At 52.2% G+C, this 16,603-nt stretch carries 14 protein-coding genes and 7 tRNA genes; 6 read left to right on the top strand and 15 right to left on the bottom strand.

The features are described from left to right. Window positions 1-10 precede the first annotated feature (10 nt). Together sufC and ACFVSO_RS16345 are read right to left on the bottom strand one after the other, a co-directional pair. The gene (gene sufC, locus ACFVSO_RS16350; RefSeq protein WP_387475389.1) at window positions 11-790 is read right to left on the bottom strand and encodes a Fe-S cluster assembly ATPase SufC; all 780 of its coding nucleotides are present in this window, start codon (window positions 788-790) and stop codon (window positions 11-13) included. A 144-nt stretch (window positions 791-934) separates the two neighbouring features. Next, window positions 935-1,519: a DUF1802 family protein gene (locus ACFVSO_RS16345; RefSeq protein WP_387475387.1), complete on the bottom strand. Its 585-nt coding sequence runs from the start codon at window positions 1,517-1,519 to the stop codon at window positions 935-937. Between the two features lie 180 nt (window positions 1,520-1,699). On the opposite strand from ACFVSO_RS16345, the gene mtnK reads away from it, so the two are divergent. Together mtnK and mtnA are read left to right on the top strand one after the other, a co-directional pair. Further along, window positions 1,700-2,911: an S-methyl-5-thioribose kinase gene (mtnK, locus tag ACFVSO_RS16340; RefSeq protein ID WP_387476205.1), complete on the top strand. Its 1,212-nt coding sequence runs from the start codon at window positions 1,700-1,702 to the stop codon at window positions 2,909-2,911. A 41-nt stretch (window positions 2,912-2,952) separates the two neighbouring features. Continuing rightward, window positions 2,953-4,008 (top strand): S-methyl-5-thioribose-1-phosphate isomerase, encoded by a 1,056-nt coding sequence (gene mtnA / locus ACFVSO_RS16335; protein ID WP_387475385.1) that lies wholly within the window; start codon window positions 2,953-2,955, stop codon window positions 4,006-4,008. A gap of 51 nt (window positions 4,009-4,059) precedes the next feature. Here the strand turns inward: mtnA and ACFVSO_RS16330 are convergent, their stop codons facing one another. Next, window positions 4,060-4,365, bottom strand: coding sequence for a YunC family protein (locus ACFVSO_RS16330; RefSeq protein WP_387475383.1), 306 nt, complete (start codon window positions 4,363-4,365; stop codon window positions 4,060-4,062). Window positions 4,366-4,530: 165 nt separating this feature from the next. Between ACFVSO_RS16330 and ACFVSO_RS16325 the strand changes: the two genes are divergently transcribed. After that, a complete protein-coding gene (locus ACFVSO_RS16325) occupies window positions 4,531-5,004 on the top strand; it encodes a hypothetical protein (protein WP_387475381.1) in 474 nt (157 codons plus the stop codon). Window positions 5,005-5,155: 151 nt separating this feature from the next. Here ACFVSO_RS16325 and ACFVSO_RS16320 read toward each other — a convergent pair whose 3' ends face one another. Together ACFVSO_RS16320 and ACFVSO_RS16315 are read right to left on the bottom strand one after the other, a co-directional pair. Continuing rightward, entirely contained in the window at window positions 5,156-7,054 is a 1,899-nt protein-coding gene (locus ACFVSO_RS16320; protein ID WP_387475379.1) for a putative bifunctional diguanylate cyclase/phosphodiesterase, read from the bottom strand. 158 nt (window positions 7,055-7,212) lie between these two features. Next, window positions 7,213-7,593 carry a DUF423 domain-containing protein gene (locus ACFVSO_RS16315; RefSeq protein WP_387475377.1) on the bottom strand — a complete coding sequence of 127 codons (381 nt, stop codon included), beginning with the start codon at window positions 7,591-7,593 and terminating at the stop codon, window positions 7,213-7,215. 65 nt (window positions 7,594-7,658) lie between these two features. Between ACFVSO_RS16315 and ACFVSO_RS16310 the strand changes: the two genes are divergently transcribed. Continuing rightward, window positions 7,659-8,138 (top strand): hypothetical protein, encoded by a 480-nt coding sequence (locus ACFVSO_RS16310; protein ID WP_387475375.1) that lies wholly within the window; start codon window positions 7,659-7,661, stop codon window positions 8,136-8,138. A gap of 71 nt (window positions 8,139-8,209) precedes the next feature. Here ACFVSO_RS16310 and ACFVSO_RS16305 read toward each other — a convergent pair whose 3' ends face one another. Together ACFVSO_RS16305 and ACFVSO_RS16300 are read right to left on the bottom strand one after the other, a co-directional pair. Continuing rightward, a complete protein-coding gene (locus ACFVSO_RS16305; protein WP_387475373.1) occupies window positions 8,210-11,338 on the bottom strand; it encodes an AAA family ATPase in 3,129 nt (1,042 codons plus the stop codon). After that, window positions 11,335-12,510, bottom strand: a complete 1,176-nt coding sequence (locus ACFVSO_RS16300) for an exonuclease SbcCD subunit D (protein WP_387475372.1) — start codon at window positions 12,508-12,510, stop codon at window positions 11,335-11,337. Before ACFVSO_RS16300 ends, ACFVSO_RS16305 begins: the two co-directional genes overlap by 4 nt. A gap of 206 nt (window positions 12,511-12,716) precedes the next feature. On the opposite strand from ACFVSO_RS16300, the gene yhbH reads away from it, so the two are divergent. After that, on the top strand, window positions 12,717-13,880 hold the full coding sequence (gene yhbH / locus ACFVSO_RS16295) for a sporulation protein YhbH (RefSeq protein WP_387475370.1): 1,164 nt from the start codon (window positions 12,717-12,719) through the stop codon (window positions 13,878-13,880). A 77-nt stretch (window positions 13,881-13,957) separates the two neighbouring features. Here the strand turns inward: yhbH and pdaA are convergent, their stop codons facing one another. Then, complete coding sequence (pdaA, locus tag ACFVSO_RS16290; RefSeq protein WP_387475368.1) at window positions 13,958-14,776, bottom strand: delta-lactam-biosynthetic de-N-acetylase; 819 nt, start codon at window positions 14,774-14,776, stop codon at window positions 13,958-13,960. A gap of 272 nt (window positions 14,777-15,048) precedes the next feature. On the opposite strand from pdaA, the gene ACFVSO_RS16285 reads away from it, so the two are divergent. Continuing rightward, window positions 15,049-15,510 (top strand): GreA/GreB family elongation factor, encoded by a 462-nt coding sequence (locus ACFVSO_RS16285; protein WP_387475366.1) that lies wholly within the window; start codon window positions 15,049-15,051, stop codon window positions 15,508-15,510. 255 nt (window positions 15,511-15,765) lie between these two features. On the opposite strand, the gene ACFVSO_RS16280 is transcribed toward ACFVSO_RS16285, so the two are convergent. The 7 genes from ACFVSO_RS16280 to ACFVSO_RS16250 form a co-directional block, all read right to left on the bottom strand. Beyond that, a tRNA-Pro gene (locus tag ACFVSO_RS16280) sits at window positions 15,766-15,842 on the bottom strand. A 6-nt stretch (window positions 15,843-15,848) separates the two neighbouring features. Next, window positions 15,849-15,923 (bottom strand) — tRNA-Gly (locus ACFVSO_RS16275). A gap of 7 nt (window positions 15,924-15,930) precedes the next feature. Further along, window positions 15,931-16,006: transfer RNA gene (locus ACFVSO_RS16270), tRNA-Thr, on the bottom strand. Window positions 16,007-16,040: 34 nt separating this feature from the next. Continuing rightward, window positions 16,041-16,117, bottom strand: a tRNA-Met gene (locus tag ACFVSO_RS16265). A gap of 14 nt (window positions 16,118-16,131) precedes the next feature. Beyond that, a tRNA-Glu gene (locus ACFVSO_RS16260) sits at window positions 16,132-16,206 on the bottom strand. A 24-nt stretch (window positions 16,207-16,230) separates the two neighbouring features. Beyond that, a tRNA-Ser gene (locus tag ACFVSO_RS16255) sits at window positions 16,231-16,318 on the bottom strand. A gap of 6 nt (window positions 16,319-16,324) precedes the next feature. Further along, window positions 16,325-16,400 (bottom strand) — tRNA-Asn (locus ACFVSO_RS16250). Between the last annotated feature and the right edge of the window lie 203 nt (window positions 16,401-16,603).

Raw genomic sequence — 16,603 nt, 5'->3', positions numbered from 1 at the left:
TCCGATTAAATTAAGCCTGGCCTACGGTTTCGTCTGTAATGCCTAGTTCTTCCTTCACCCAATCATAACCTTCGTTCTCCAGGCGCTGAGCAAGCTCAGGACCGCCGGATTTCACGATGCGCCCTTGCATCATCACGTGAACGAAGTCCGGTGTAATATAGTTAAGCAAACGCTGGTAGTGCGTAATGATCAGGAAGCCGCGCTCTTCGGAACGCATCGCGTTCACGCCGTTCGCAACGATGCGGAGCGCATCGATGTCAAGACCGGAGTCGATCTCGTCAAGCACGACGATTTTCGGATCAAGCAGCATCATTTGAAGAATTTCGTTACGCTTCTTCTCGCCGCCGGAGAAACCTTCGTTCAAGTAACGGTGCGCGAACTCAGGATTCATCTCCAACTCTTTCATTTTGCCTTCCATTTGGCGAATGAATTTGATTAGGGAGATTTCATTGCCTTCCTCGCGGCGGGCATTAATTGCGCTGCGCAGGAAGTCGGAGTTCGTTACGCCAGGAATTTCACTTGGATACTGCATAGCCAGGAACAGGCCTGCGCGTGCTCTCTCGTCTACTTCCATCTCCAGCAGGTCTTCGCCGTCAATGGATGCGCTGCCTGCCGTCACTTCATATTTCGGATGACCCATCAGAGCCGATGCCAGCGTACTTTTACCCGTACCGTTCGGTCCCATGATGGCATGAATTTCTCCGCCTTTGATCTCAAGGTTGATGCCCTTCAAAATCTCTTTTCCTTCGATCTCGGCTTTGAGGCCGTCGATGACAAATTGTGTTGCCATATTATACTGATCCCTCCAAGGTTAGTTATCGTAGATTAGGTGTTTTGATTCTCACTGATTCTCAATAATCATTTTAATATAACTTTAGTTATAAATCAACGTACGAGTTGACAGGCTCCCCTCTTCAGCCCTAGAAATTCGCCCTTAAATTCCGAGTGCGGACAAGATTCGATCGGTTTCCTTGTCGAACTGCGCTTGCGTCAGCACAGGATTCATCTCCGGCTGCTTCATCTCATCTTCTATTCTTACCCAAGATTTACATCCTGAATAAGCAGGCCGCATTGGCGCATAGACCGGTTCTTCGAGCTTGTACACTCGCAGCAGCAGCAGGTGAAGCGGATTTTTCTTTTTCCACTTGAGGCGCTCCTCGGCGAATGTATCGGTCCAAATATGCATCTCGCGCAGCTTATCCAGTGTTTCCTGATCGGTTATCTCAATGTCCCGCTCCACGACCGCGTAAGCGGTCAGCTTGATGGTGTCGGCTTCCGGCGACCATTCCCGCAGCGTCTCGTCCATCCCGCCTTGGTAATCCTCCTTCAGCAGCTCCTTCCGCTGATGCTCATAAGCAGGCATTAAGTAGAAGCTTTGACTCAGAAGTTGAAAATCCCGTGTTTCTTCGATGATGCCTCCCTTGCGCATCACGATAATTTGTTCTCCGTCATGAAGCGCCTTTACGGAAACGGCCCATTCCTTAAGTGCGATTGTCTGGCGCGTCAAACCTTCTGTCATCCCAGCTCCCCCATCCATTTGGCGGTTCTTTCCTGAAGCCCGCCTTCCTCTCTCTCTATTTTGAAAAAAACAGCCCGCGAAGTCAATCATTGGCGCCTAAAGGTATTCCATGGCGAAATAATATCCATTATACTATTAGGCATGGTATTGGAACGAATAGAGAAATTGGAGGTGGACGAGCTGACCACGTATCATGCCTTAAATGAACAAGAAGCAATTGAAATCGCGAGCGGAATCGACGGGTTTTTCCCTGAGGGCGCTCATTTGGCTTGCCGGGAAATCGGGGACGGCAATCTGAATCTCGTCTTTCATATAACGGATAGCGCGAGCGGCAAGAGCCTGATTATGAAGCAGGCGCTGCCATACGCCAAGGTTGTAGGCGAGTCCTGGCCTCTGACGCTCGACCGCGCGCGCATAGAGAGCGAGAAGCTGATTCTGGAAGGAAAGCTGGCTCCAGGGCTGGTACCGGTCGTGTACAAATACGATCCGGAGCTGTCACTCACCGTCATGGAGGATCTAAGCGATCATATCATTATGAGGCAAGGCCTGATTAACGGCACGAAGTATCCGCTCTTCGCGGATCATATCTCGACGTTCATGGCCAACACCCTGTTCTATACATCCGATCTCGGCATGAACCAGCAAGACAAGAAGCTGCGCGTCAAGGACTTCATTAATCCCGATCTGTGCAAAATTACAGAGGATCTGATCTTCGACGATCCTTATACCGTGTCGGCCAATAATAATATACCGTCAGCGATTGAAGATGCTGCGGAAGCGCTTCGCAATGACAGCGCGCTGCATCTCGAAATAGCCATATTGCGGGACAAGTTCTTGACGAACGCTCAAGCGCTGCTGCATGGCGACTTGCATACGGGCAGCATCTTCGCTACGCCAGCCTCCACGAAGGTAATCGACCCCGAGTTCGCTTATTTCGGACCGATGGGCTTCGATGTCGGAGCAATCTTCGCGAATCTGATACTGAATTATGCCGGACAACAATATTGGACAAGCGACGATGAAGCCCGCAAGGACTTCCGTCGTTACCTGCTGGATACGATTGAAGATGTATGGACTCAATTCGACCGGAAATTCCGCGCCCTCTGGAATGAGCATGGCATCGATCGCCTGGCTAATTCCACAGCGGGCTATCAAGACTACTACATGCACCGATTGCTTCAGGATACCATCGGATTCGCCGGATGCAAGATCGTGCGCCGGATTGTCGGACTTGCCCACGTCGCAGATATCGACAAGATTCCAAGCGATGAGATTCGTGAGCAGGCACAGAGAGGCGCCCTTGCGATCGGTACGGAGCTGATCCGCCGCCATCGCAGTGCACAATCCATACAAGAACTGATTGATATAACAGAAACAGCAATGCAAGGTTAGCCTATTGGCTCTTGCAATTGACGCAGGGAGGAACTAACATCATGACTGAAAATTACGCAGGCTTGCAGTCCGTTATCTGGACAGGCGACCAACTTGATTTGCTCGACCAACGGCTGCTGCCGGAAGAAATCGTTTATTTGCCGCTTACCACATCCGAGGATGTCTGGGAAGCGATTAGACATCTTAAAGTACGAGGCGCTCCGGCTATCGGCATTGCAGCCGCTTATGGCGTCGTTCTAGGCAGCCGCGATGCGGCAACCGCCGAAGAATGGATCGCTGGTGTGAAGACGCACGCCGAATATTTGGCTACCTCCAGACCGACAGCCGTCAATCTCTTCTGGGCACTGGATCGGATGAAGGCTGCGGCAGACCGGTTCGCAGGCGAGGGTCTATCCCTTGACCAGCTTAAGGCAGCATTGACGAACGAGGCGATCGCCATTCAGAGCGAGGACGAAGAAACCAATCGCTTGATCGGCGAGCATGCGCTCGGATTGTTCAAGGATGACATGGGCGTCTTGACACACTGCAACGCCGGTGGACTTGCCACTGCGAAATACGGCACCGCGCTTGCTCCCTTCTATCTCGCAAAGGAGCAAGGCATGAATATTCGCGTATTCGCGGATGAGACTCGCCCTGTACTGCAAGGCGCCCGCCTCACAGCGTTCGAGCTTCAGCAAGCCGGAGTCGATGTCACGCTCATCTGTGACAACATGGCCGGTATGGTGATGTTCAAGGGCTGGATAGACGCGGTTATCGTCGGAACAGACCGCGTAGCGGCTAACGGCGATGTGGCGAACAAAATCGGCACCTACAGCGTAGCCGTTCTTGCCAAAGCGCACGGCATTCCATTCTATGTGGCTTGTCCGCTCTCCACAATCGATCTCTCTACGCCTACGGGAGCGGAGATTCCGATTGAAGAACGGAATGCTGAAGAGATTACGGAAGGCTTCGGGAAGCGTACCGCTCCGCAAGGAGTTAAGGTATATAACCCTGCCTTCGACGTGACGCCACATGAATACGTGACAGCTATCATTACGGAGAAGGGCATCGTAACAGCGCCTTTCGAAGAGAACCTGCGCAAGCTGTTCCACAATTAATATTCGAAGCCCCAAGCTGCCGCAGCTTGGGGCTTTATTCATTCTTAACGTCTATAGCATCAGACGAAGAGCGTCCGCACCCTTCATACCGGCAACGATGCCAAGCGATTCCGCTTTATGCGTAACCGATTCCAAAGGCGCTCCGATCAATTCCTCCAACGTTCTTACACCGACGGCGCGGCCTGCTATAATCTCGCGGTCTCGCAGCTTATCATTCAGCAGCGACACGTCCAATGCTCCGCACATAATATAACCCCGGTCTGTCGATAGGGAGAGGAGAGTTGTTTTCGGCAGTTTCACCTCCACTCCAAGAACGGTCTCTCCGCTTTCGAGCACGAATGGAACCATTCTGATCAACTCGCATCCACCTCCTTTATCCCCCAAATTATGCGACTTTTCTGCCGCATAACCAGTATATGCAGGGAATCTTACCCAGTGTGGTCAAACGTCAGATATAGGTCTATATCACTACTCAAAATAATGGTATAGTTAGACTATCACCACAAGTGCGGAGGCAAGCAAATGACAAAAAAGCAATTAAACAAGCAGCAACAAACCTTCATCTTCAATGTTGAAATTATGGTGGAGGATGGACACCACGCCGACGCACTGGAGAAGCTGATTCAAGGCTTGAATCGATCCGAATGGGCGGATTACCGTATCACCTCCGGCATTCAATTAGGAAGCCTGATCGACCAAAGGCTTGCGGAAGCATCCGGATCAACCCCGGTTCCCCTTCCCCCCCAAGAGCCTGATACTAAGGAATCAACAGTCCCTATTTCGGCTGAATCTGACGGTTTTGGACCCATTCGCACGTTTATGAAATCGAACACTCTGATCCGCTTAATTGTCAATAGAGGTCTTGGAATCAAGCTGAACATTCCATGCCGAATCATTAATATCGATGAGCGGGAAAATTTGATCACGGTGTACCATGTCGACGAGAAGCAAGTCTATACGTTCAGAATGAATGAAATTGAAGATTTCATAGCCTGATTATCAAAAAAAAACCCGCTGCCTTGGGAGGATGACCCGTCATCTCCCCGGTTAGCGGGTTTGCTGCTTTTTATAGCCAATTAGCGTGGCAACTGTCCGACAATAAAAAAACTGCCCGCCGGCAGCGCTCTGCCAGCGAAACAGTTCTCGATTACCCTGCTTTAAGCATTTCTTCGATATTATCACTGGAGACCGGAGGGCTCCAATAGAATCCCTGCATTTCATCACATTGATGCCTCTTCAGAAATTCCATCTGCTCCTCTGTCTCCACGCCTTCCGCTATAACTTGAATGTTCAAGTTATGCGCCATCGCGATGATAGCGGCCACAATCTCCGCATCGCTAGGATCTTGCTGAATGTCTCTGACGAAGGAGCGGTCGATCTTCAGACGGTCAATCGGGAAGTTCTTCAAGTAGTGGAACGAGCTGTAGCCCGTCCCGAAGTCGTCTACGCTAATGCCTACGCCGAGGTCCGTAATGGCGAGCAAGCAGCGTGACACCAGTCCAACATCGATCGTCATCGACTCTGTAATTTCCAGGTCCAGATACTTCGGTTCAAGTCCTGTCTTCTCCAGCACTTCCGCAATGCGGCTTGCCAGATCATGCTGCAGGAATTGACGAATGGACAGATTGACCGCAACCGGCATTGGCTGCAATCCCGCATCCTGCCACGCTTTGTTCTGGCGGCAAGCTTCCTCCAGCACCCAATCGCCGATCTGGACGATCATACCGCTTTCTTCCGCAAGCGGAATGAAGGTCCCGGGCGAAAGCAGTCCTCGGACGGGATGCTTCCAACGAACCAGCGCCTCGACGCCAACCATGCGCCCGCTGGTCAAATCATATTGCGGCTGATAATGAAGCACGAATTCACTTCGCTGAATGGCACGATACATCTCATGCTGCAGCTTGAGACGCTCGAAGGAGGAATTGCTCCAGCTGTCGGAATAGAGCAGGCAATCGTTTTTGCCGCTCTCCTTCGCTTTGACGAGCGCCATATCCGCTTTCTTGAACAGCGTATACCCGTCATCCTGATTGTTCAGGCTTGTAACCAGGCCGATGCTGGCCGTAATATGTAGGGGGAAGCCCTTTAGCTCATAAGGCTCCTCAATCGATTTCAATATGTGTTTGGAATACTCCAACAGCTCATCCTCGGACTGAATGGAAGTAATAAGCAAGGCGAATTCGTCGCCTTCCATTCTGGCTACGAAGTCTTGCTCCGACAATCCTCTGTTCAGCCGCTCGGCGACTTGCATTAGCAGCATATCTCCGAATTCCCGACCGAAAGACGCATTCACAAGCTTAAAGCGGTCAAGATCCAAATAGCAGATTCCAACAATCCGTTCGTCTTCCTTGGCTCTGGACAAGCTCTCTGTCAGCTTCATCTGGAACAGCGTACGATTAGGCAAACCCGTCATATCGTCATAATACGCCATGTAACGAATACGCTCGACGTTGCGCTTCCGGTCACTTAAATCCTGGCTGATCATTACGGTCCCGATTACTTCACCCTCCTGCAGCATTGGTGCGTAGACCACCTGCAGTTCAAGCGGAAAACCCGAACGATGCGTAATGTGGATATTGTTTTGGTTCGTCTCTCCGTTAAGCGCCCTGTCAATCGATTCTTGAAGCAATACTCTGCTGGCTGGATCGACCATACGTATCATGGGCTCCCCGATCATCTCGGACCGTTGGTAGCCCAGCATGCGGCTTGAAGCTTCATTCATCTCCACCAGCTCGCCCGCGCGATTCAAAACAGCGAGAGGAACGGCCTCGGAACGAAGAAGCGTCTCAACGATGGCGGTATGGTATTTATGGAAGTTGCCCATGGAATTGCGTTTGAAGAAGACGATAACAGCTGTGGCCAGCAGTGAGACCGCTACAGCAAGTGAAGCCCATCTGTACATTGCATTGGAAATAACCAGAAAGGATACTATAATCCATATCGCTGCGATGGCCGCTATCCATGAGCTTATCGCCCATGATTCGCTCAGCATCAGCAGCGTGCGCGGCTGCTTCTTCGTTTCAGCCCAATCTTCCATTTGTTTCGCCACACACAAACTTCCTTCCTCTTAAGTCGGTCAAGTGATAGCTAGGTACATTATAAACGAAATGGACGAATTGGCATAGAAATATTTGCTAACATTTTATAAAAAATATCCAAAAATGATCGGTTTCTGTCGAAAACTGTTCGATTATAAGACAATAATCCTCACTTCGAAGCTTGTTTGGCTGCTCCTGCGATTACAAAGACCCATCCCGCAATCATGGCAACTCCGCCAATAGGCGTAATCATGCCCAGCTTCGAGAAGCCCGTCAATGTCAAAATATAAAGGCTGCCGCTAAAAATAACCGTGCCTGCAAAGATCAGCCTTCCTCCTATCAGCACTTTGCGGCTGCCGCCAAGCGCCTTGTCAAGCAGAGCGATCTGCATAAGGCCAAGCGCGCTGTACATATGGTATCTCACGCCAGTTTCGAATACATCCAAATAATGATCGGTTACCTTGCCTTCCAATCCATGTGCGCCAAAAGCGCCAAGCGCAATAGCAAGCGCCGCATTCACAGCGCCGATTATAAAATATTTTTGGAACATCGGTTTTCAATCCTCTCTTTATTGTGTATAATTTTACCAAACTACTGGAAGGGGACTACATAAGCATGAACGACAATCCAAACCAGCACAATCAGCAGCAGGGGCAGCAATCAGATCAGGGGCAGCCTTTCACCGGGTTTTCGCCGGCAGGCGGACCTCCTTACGGACAAGGGCCTATCGTCAAGAAGCATTCAGGACTCGGCATCTCGTCCTTTGTATTAGCTTTGGTTGCGCTGCTTACTTTTATATTAGCTATTATCCTGATCGCATCCAGCTTGCCTGAATTTATGAACATGACTTCGCAAGAAGAGCTTCAACAACGGATTATGGACAGCAACGGAGAAGGCTTCGAAGGTTTGGTTTTCGGCAGCCTTGTCATATTTCTCGCTATCGGCATTGCCTTTATCGGATTAGTGCTTGGCATTATCGGCGCTTGCATGAGAAACCGCAAGAAGGTATTCAGCATCATCGGTATCGTGCTGAACGGCCTGATCACTTTCGGCTCTGGCTTTATGCTCATTCTCGGCGTAGCGAATGCCGTTTAATCACGATCCCGCATGATAGACCCGCTTTACCTTGCCAGAGGGCAGGTAAGGCGGGTCTTTTCTATTCTCGCTTAATGCTTCAGCAAAATCGAAGTGCGGCTGTAGCCTTCCCTGGACTTGCTTACTTCCAGACATGCGGGGAACGCTTCTTTTAATTCCGCGACGTGGGAGATCACACCGATCATCCGGCCTGCCTTCTGCAGATCGACTAGCGCCGCCACCGCCTTGTGCAGCGACTCTTCGTCAAGTGAACCAAAGCCCTCGTCAATCAGCATCATCTCGATAGAGATGCCTCCCTGATGCGCCTGAATGACATCCGTCATGCCAAGCGCAAGGCATAAGGACGCATTGAACTTCTCGCCGCCCGACAATGACTTCACATCGCGGAGCTGGCCCGTATACGCATCGTAGACATCCAGGCCCAGTCCGCTCTGCTTGCCCCTTGTCTCCAGCCTGTCGCTGCGCTGAAGCTCATACTGTCCACCTGACAGCTCCTTCAACCGCACATTCGCCATATTCAGAATCTGATCCAGATATTCGATCAGAATGTAGCGCTCAAAGGACATTTTCAGCGCATTGTCCCCCTTCAGCATGGAATAGAGGTCCAGAACGCCTTCCATCTCCTGCTCAAGCCCTGCCATCTGCTCGCCTGCACGCCGGATCGACTCGGCAAGCCGGGTCGCCTCTTCTTCATACCGACGGGAGCGGCTCTCTTGTCCAACGGAGGCTTCGTAACTTTCCTTAGTGGCTGCAATGGCGGACAAGAGCTCATTTGTATCGTATCTTGGCTGGCTCACAAGCTCTTGCTCCAGCGTCAGCAGCCGCTCTCTCACCGCTGCAATTGCAGAACGATAGGCTTCGATTGCTTCCCGGACGCGTCTGCTCTCTGCATCGTTCATGAGCGCCGAGCGATACGCATCGTGCGAGGAGAAGCCCGCTTCCTGCCATTCCTGCTCTAGCCGCTTGGCGGCGCTGGCCCCCCGCTCCAACGCTTCCGCCAGCGCGCTTGCAGCCTGTTCGGCATGTGCCTTGCACTCCGATACGCTGGAGGCAGCCCGCTGAAGCCGAGTCTGGACAGTCGCCCAGGCTTGCTCCATCCCGCGGAACAGAGCATTCTGTTCCATTGTCCGGACTTCCAGCGCTTCCGGGCTTCTCAGACTGTCCGGAATTCGCTCCAGTTCCTTCGCTAGGGAAGCCTGCCCTGCAGACCGCTCCACAGCAAGCCGCTGCAGCTCCGTTTGCAATCCCTCCCGCTCCGGCTCAAGGCGGGCCAGCTCCTCTTCTGCTTTCCCCAGTGAAGCTCGCCATTCCTCGGCCCGCTTAGCGTCTGCTTGAAGCTGATCCGCTGCATCCTTATACTGGCGCCACAAAACCCGCAGTTCCCCTTGGCGTTCACGCAAGACGTCCAGCAACCGCTCGGCGGAGCTCTCTTTTTCCAGATCGATGCCCAGCTCTTCCAGCTCCTCAAGCAAGGCCAAATGGGATGCAGCTGCTGAGGCAGCCTGAGCTTTCGCTGAGATCAGCTCATTCTGAATCGCGTTTAATGTATCTTTGGTATGCTTCAGCTTTTCCTTCGAAGGAAGCTCGCCGCCTTCTGCATGGGCTTTGGAAGGATGCTCCGTGCTTCCGCATACCGGACATGGCGCACCTGTCGTTAAATGTATGGCCAACAAGCTTGCTTGCCCCTCCAGCCACAGCTGCTCCGCCCGTTCATGCTCGGCTGCCGCAAGCTCCAGCGCACGCATGCCTTCTTGCTCTAGCTGAACCCAGCGCACGCGCTCTTCAGTCACATCCATCAGGCGTTTGACCGCTTTCCCCTGCTGTTCCACCGTTCTCAGCTTCTCCAGCTCGCCCGGAAGCTTGACGGCAGATACATCCATCGCCTTAAGCTCCGACTGCATGTGTGCTCTCTGTTCACGCAGCTTCACCATGGATTGTTCGTTAAGGGTTAACTTCTCTCTCGCTTGCGTCTCCAGCCGGGTCAATTCGCCGACTTGTTTCTGTTGCTCGCTTAAAGAAGCTACAATAGGCTTAAGCTCCTGCAATTGTACAAGCTCGCGTTCGGTGCTTCTGCGCAGAGGCTCTCTGTCCGCTTCCTCGCGATGAGCCGCTTGCGAACCCGCCCACTCGGCTTCGGCGGTGCGCAGCGCAGCTTCTCGGCTCTCTAATGCCTCTTGCTTGCTCCGCTTAGCCTGCAACGCCTGATCGGCTTGCTCCTGGTAAGGAAGCAGCGACGCCGCTTTCTTTGCAAGCTCCAGTCTTTGCTCTTGCTGCTTGAACGCCGGCTCCTGCTCCACAAGCCCGGCCAATTGCGAACGCTTCGCCCCCAGCTCGTCATGCTTGGCGTTGATGTCTTGAGCTCTCCTCAGCTCCTCTTGCTTCGCGTCCATCTCTGCCGACAGCTTCAGCTTGCTCTCGCGGGCTTGCTCGGCCTGGTCCCGGTAATAGCCGGCCTCGCCAGTCAAACCTTCCCATACTTGCGCTGTGCTATATACCTCCTGAGAGAATGTATCTGCAAGCTTGCTGTCCGCCCGGACTGGGAACGTCTCCTGCGCTTGCCGCATCATCGCGGAAGATGCGGACCGCGCCTCCTTCAACCGATCCTGCAGCTCGCGGTTGCGCTGTTGGAATCTGGCCTCCAGCTTCTCGTACAATTCCGTTCGAAATATTCGGCGCAATATCTCTTCCTTATTGTCCGTATCGGACGTAAGCAGCTTGCGGAATTCGCCTTGCGGCAGCATGACGATCTGGCTGAACTGATCCTTGGTCAAGCCGACGATAGCAAGCAGCCTCGCGTTCACTTCCGTTGTAATGAACCGGTCGACCGCCGGAATGGCAGTGCCATCCTTCAGCTCGTAGAGCTCGGTCTTCTCGCCTGTTTCGCTCCGGTTGCCGCCTTTACGATGCTTCATTTGACGATGAACGCGATATTGTTTGGCGCCTGCTGAAAAGTCCAGCTCAACAGCCGTGTGCGTCTCATCATCGGCAAAGTGGCTGCGCAACATACGGGGATCAGATCTGTCCTCGCCGCTGGCCGTCCCGTACAGGGCATAGCATATCGCATCAAAGATTGAGGTTTTCCCCGCTCCTGTATTACCCGAGATGACAAACAGCCTGCGATCGCCAAGCTTCGTAAAGTCGATTATTTCCTCGTCCCGATAAGGGCCAAAAGCTCTCATCATTAAGCGCAGCGGTCTCATGCTTCACCTCCGCTCGCTTGCTGAAGCGCGCCGAATTCCCGCTCAAACAGCATCCGTTTCTCTTTTGTCAGCGGAATGCCCTTCACTTCTTCATAAAAAGCGGCAAACAGCTCTGCCGGGTCGCTCTCGCTGCGCCTCGGCGCAGCATCCGAACCGGCCGACCCCGATGCGGCGTGCTCCACAGCCGCCGTCCTTGTTCTTCTCTCCACATGCATTGCATTCGGATAGACGGCCCTCACCTTCTCCATCGGGAACAGGACAGGATGATCGCTTAGCAGCGTGACAAAGACGTAATCGTCGCATACCTCATGCTGCTCCAACTCCTCCAAGGTCGCCTCCACCCGTCTCATATCGCGCAGGGGGCGCAGCTCTCTTTTCTCCACCGTCGCTTGTCCGTCCTTGTCCAGATCCACCATGAGATAACCCTTGTTATGCTTCTCTTCCGAAATCGAATATTTCAGCGGGGAACCCGCGTAACGTATATGTTCATACCTTACATAGTGCGCCTGATGCAGATGGCCTAACGCCACATAGTGAAACGGACGAAAATGAGCTGCGCTCACATGCTCCGCGCCGCCAATCGCGAGCGGTCGTTCCGATTCGCTCGTATTATCGGCGGATTCGCCGGTAGGCGTAATGAACGCATGTCCGATCAGCACATGTCTGGCTGAAGGGTCCATCGTCTGCTCCAGTCGGCTTACAATCGCGTGCATAGCGTCATCATGCGACCGAATCGCTTCATCGCCAAGGCGATGCCTGATCTGCGCAGGGTCCGCATAGGGGACCAGATGGAAGTGAACCTCGCCATACTCATCGCGAAGCACGACAGGCTGCCCGTCTTCCCGCAGCTGGCCCGCCAAGTACAACCCGCGGCTTTCCATCATGCTTGTGCCGAAGCTGATCCGGTCAGGGCTGTCGTGATTGCCCGAGATAGCTAGCACTGGTGTCTCCAGATCAATCACAATCCGCCGAAGCGCGTCATCCAGCAGTTCGACCGCCTCCGTAGGCGGCACAGCTCTATCGTACAGATCGCCAGCGATGATCACCGCATCCGGCTTCTCGATCCGAATCGCGTCCATCATTTGCTCCAGCACATGCCTCTGGTCCTCCGTCATATAAACACCGTGGATCAGCTTGCCCAGATGCCAATCCGCCGTATGTAACAGCTTCATTCCTTCACTTCCCCTCCCGCGGCATGCCGCCGCAGTCCTTCCTATTATTCTATCACCACGACGCGCTGCGTAGCTAGGTTTTCGCGGCGGCAGTCCCGGCTTGTCTAACAGATTAATAGAATTGGACTCAATTCGTTCACATAACCGCTCGCCACTTGAATATATTGATTAACAACAAACAAATAAGCGAGGGAGGTGCTCCGAAAATGAGTCCAGCTGACAACGGCATGTTCATTGTTTCGCACGAGGATTGGTCGCTGCACCGCAAGGGGTATCAGGACCAAGCCCGCCATCAGCAAAAAGTACGCGAGGCTATCAAGCAAAACTTGCCCGATCTCGTATCTGAAGAAAGCATTGTCATGTCTGACGGCAAGCAAGTAATTAAGGTGCCGATTCGGAGCCTGGATGAATACCGCTTTGTTTATAATTACAATAAAAACAAGCATGTCGGCCAAGGCGACGGAGACAGCCAGGTTGGCGATGTACTCGGAGTAGATCCGCAGGCGGCCAAAAAGGGCGGCAAAGGGGAAGGCGCCGGGGACCAGCCTGGCGAAGATGTCATTGAGGCGGAGATTTCCTTGGCGGAGCTGGAGACGATGCTCTTCGAGGAATTGGAGCTTCCATTCCTGAAGCAGAAGGACAAGGATCAGCTCGAAACGAAAGAAATCCGGTTCAACGATATCCGCAAGAAAGGCATCATGTCCAATATCGACAAGAAGCGCACAATAATCGAAAACCTGCGGCGCAATGCCACATCAGGACAGCCCGGCATCCATGGCATTAGCCCGGATGATCTGCGCTACAAGACATGGGAGGAAATCGTCAAGCCGCAATCCAATGCGGTCATTCTGGCCATGATGGACACATCGGGCTCGATGGGTTCGTTCGAGAAGTATGTAGCCCGCAGCTTCTTCTTCTGGATGACGCGCTTTCTGCGCCATCAATACGAGAAAGTGGATATTGTGTTCATTGCCCACCACACAGAGGCGAAGGAAGTGAGCGAGGAAGAATTTTTCACACGAGGTGAGAGCGGCGGCACGATCTGCTCCTCGGCGTATATGAAAGCGTTGGAGATCATCGACAGCCGATTCAGTCCGAGCCTATACAATATTTACCCCTTCCACTTCTCCGACGGCGACAATCTGACCAGTGACAACGAACGCTGCGTCAAGCTGATCGGTGAGCTGCTCAAGCGATCGAATTTGTTCGGCTATGGCGAGGTCAATCAGTATAATCGCTCCAGTACGCTCATGTCCGCGTACAAACATATTAATCTTCAGCATTTTATGTATTATGTCATTAAAGAAAAAGGCGAGGTGTACAACGCGCTGAAATCATTTTTCCGTAAGCGCGAAGGCATTCCGGGCTAATAAGCGAACGTGCGGCGTCCATATACAACCAAGCCCCCGGTACCGTTAGGTCCGGGGGCTTGAGGCTTTCTATCGAGCTATGGTGCAGTCTGAGGAGCTGGTGCAGGTGCCGGCTCGGCAGCCTGCGTCAGCTCGGGCAAGCTTTTAAACTCATAGCCTTGCCGTCTCGCTTCGTCTATGATACTCCCAAGCGCATCCGCATTATCCTGCGATACGGAATGCAGCAGCAGGATTGCGCCCGGGTGCAACTGCTTCGTCACTTGCTGGAAGGCGTATGACGCGCCCTTCTGCGCTCTGACATCCCAGTCCTTGTAGGCGATCGACCAGAAGACGCTGGTATAGCCTGAGCTTTTGCTCGCAGACAGCACTCTTTCGTTAAAAATGCCTCTCGGCGGTCTCAAATAAGCCATTCCCTGCTGTCCGGTCACTGCGTGAACCTGTTCCTTCACCTTCTCCAGCTCGGTACGAATCGCTTCTTCTGACAGCTGGGACATATCGGGATGGCTCCAAGAATGGTTGCCGATAATATGCCCCTCTGCCGCCATACGTTTCAGAAGTTCCGGCTGGTCCTTAATGTAATGTCCAGTGACAAAAAACGTAGCCGGTACCTGTTTGTCCTTCAGAACATCCAGGATTTTGGCGGTTAGTCCGTTTTCGTAGCCGTTATCGAACGTCAGGAACAGTTCTTTGCGCGTTGTATCGCCTAAAAATAACGCTCCATGCTTCGTAATAATGGGCTTGAATCCTTCCTCGTCAATGGAAGGCAGCCTACCGTCTACGCTCTTTTTGAATCCGAAATGGAAGACTCCAGGTTGTGCCTGTACAGCGATAGGGCCTCCAACAACAGCTGCGATCAGCAGAGTTGCTGCGATAAGTTTCTTAATCTTTCTGTACAAAATGTACTCTCCTCTCATATCCTATTTTCACGTTAGACAATCGGTTTTTGCGGTTCAATCGACATGCGTTTACTATTTCCTTTATTGCCCTGCGCTATTCCGAAGGATTCGGCCGGAAGGGTTGTATTCCTGTGCTAATTTGCTACACTGGTTACAAGGCCTCTGCCCTCGCAGGTGGCCTTTATTACTATCCAAGGAGGAATTGGACATGAGAAAGATAAATCGCTTGACCTTCCATGCACGTGCCAAACATATAGGAGGTGATATCTACTATGAACCATAGGCCTGAATATATAGCGCTGAAGGAGACGTACCTTCAACAGCTTATTTCGCTGCGCGATGAGAAGGATCTTTTTCTTGGCGCGTATTTCCCCGAATTTGGAAGCAGAAGAACCCAAGTGGAGAAGCTGCTCTCTTCCTATACCAGCATGCTGGAGAAGCTGCTGGAGCGCCCGACTGACGAATGGCGCGATATTGTGCTGATCGGATGCGGGGTGACAGTCACGTATATGGATGACGGCATGACCGAATCCTTTACGATCGTATTTCCTGAAGAAGCACAGCCCGACAGTAATCGCATTTCTTTCTATTCGCCAATTGCGGAACAGCTGCTCATGCGCTCATGCGGCGATCTCGTATCGATGAATACGAGCATGGACACGTACCAGGTACGAATCGACCGTATATGGTCCGGCGTAGATAACATAGAGGAAGAAAGGCGAGCTGCTCCTTGAATCTTAGAAAAGCGAATTGCCCGGCATTGGCGTCAAATATATGTTAGGCACGGCAGCAGCTTGTTCCGAAGGCAAATAGACAAATGCATTCAGTCTCGAGCCAGTTGACCATTATCAATCCAATTATCCACAAGTGAAAAAACACGCAGGAAATTGGCTAACCGCCACTATTCTGCGTGTTTCCTTTTATAGATTTCATGAGACAACAAAAAAAACCGACACTCATATGGAGTTCGGTTTACTTTATTAATAAGATGGTCGGGATGACACGATTTGAACATGCGACCCCCTGGTCCCAAACCAGGTGCTCTACCAAGCTGAGCTACATCCCGTGATAATGGAGCGGAAGACGGGAATCGAACCCGCGACCCTCGCCTTGGCAAGGCGATGCTCTACCGCTGAGCCACTTCCGCAAAAAAATGGTGCCGTCGAGAGGACTTGAACCCCCAACCTACTGATTACAAGTCAGTTGCTCTACCAGTTGAGCTACAACGGCACGTAGGTTTACATAATATCCATCAAATATGGATTGGTTGCGGGGGCAGGATTTGAACCTGCGGCCTTCGGGTTATGAGCCCGACGAGCTACCGGGCTGCTCCACCCCGCGTCGTTAAAAGAAAATGGTGACCCGTAGGGGATTCGAACCCCTGTTACCTCCGTGAAAGGGAGGTGTCTTAACCCCTTGACCAACGGGCCTTAGTTATGTAGAAAAAGTTCGTACGGAGAAGGAGGGATTCGAACCCTCGCACCACTTACGCAGTCTAACCCCTTAGCAGAGGGTCCCCTTGAGCCACTTGGGTACTTCTCCAAGAAATGGCTCCCCGAACAGGACTCGAACCTGTGACAACTCGATTAACAGTCGAGTGCTCTACCAACTGAGCTATCAGGGAATATAGCGTTCTTCGCTGGATACGCTTCCTGAATCGCTTCAGTAAAGACGCAACCATGCATTTCAAGACGTTTTGCACCTTGAAAACTGGATACGAAAGTAACTGTTCAATCATCCTTAGCCGTAGGATAAGCCCTCGACCGATTAGTATTCGTCAGCTCCACACATTGCTGTGCTTCCACCCCGAACCTATCAACCTCGTCG

The sequence above is a fragment of the Paenibacillus sp. NPDC057967 genome, from assembly GCF_042887015.1.
Taxonomy (GTDB): Bacteria; Bacillota; Bacilli; order Paenibacillales; family Paenibacillaceae; genus Pristimantibacillus.
Note: the sequence above shows the minus strand (reverse complement) of the source record. Positions and strands in the feature narration are given on the sequence as shown.

Excerpts from the sequence above, each read along its gene's own strand:
- ACFVSO_RS16300 (WP_387475372.1), bottom strand. The coding sequence starts at position 12,510 with ATGAAGCTGTTACATACGGCGGATTGGCATCTGGGCAAGCTGATCCAC.
- ACFVSO_RS16285 (WP_387475366.1), top strand. The coding sequence starts at position 15,049 with ATGAACCATAGGCCTGAATATATAGCGCTGAAGGAGACGTACCTTCAA.
- ACFVSO_RS16325 (WP_387475381.1), top strand. The coding sequence starts at position 4,531 with ATGACAAAAAAGCAATTAAACAAGCAGCAACAAACCTTCATCTTCAAT.
- yhbH (WP_387475370.1), top strand. The coding sequence starts at position 12,717 with ATGAGTCCAGCTGACAACGGCATGTTCATTGTTTCGCACGAGGATTGG.
- ACFVSO_RS16305 (WP_387475373.1), bottom strand. The coding sequence starts at position 11,338 with ATGAGACCGCTGCGCTTAATGATGAGAGCTTTTGGCCCTTATCGGGAC.
- ACFVSO_RS16315 (WP_387475377.1), bottom strand. The coding sequence starts at position 7,593 with ATGTTCCAAAAATATTTTATAATCGGCGCTGTGAATGCGGCGCTTGCT.
- ACFVSO_RS16345 (WP_387475387.1), bottom strand. The coding sequence starts at position 1,519 with ATGACAGAAGGTTTGACGCGCCAGACAATCGCACTTAAGGAATGGGCC.
- mtnA (WP_387475385.1), top strand. The coding sequence starts at position 2,953 with ATGACTGAAAATTACGCAGGCTTGCAGTCCGTTATCTGGACAGGCGAC.
- sufC (WP_387475389.1), bottom strand. The coding sequence starts at position 790 with ATGGCAACACAATTTGTCATCGACGGCCTCAAAGCCGAGATCGAAGGA.
- ACFVSO_RS16310 (WP_387475375.1), top strand. The coding sequence starts at position 7,659 with ATGAACGACAATCCAAACCAGCACAATCAGCAGCAGGGGCAGCAATCA.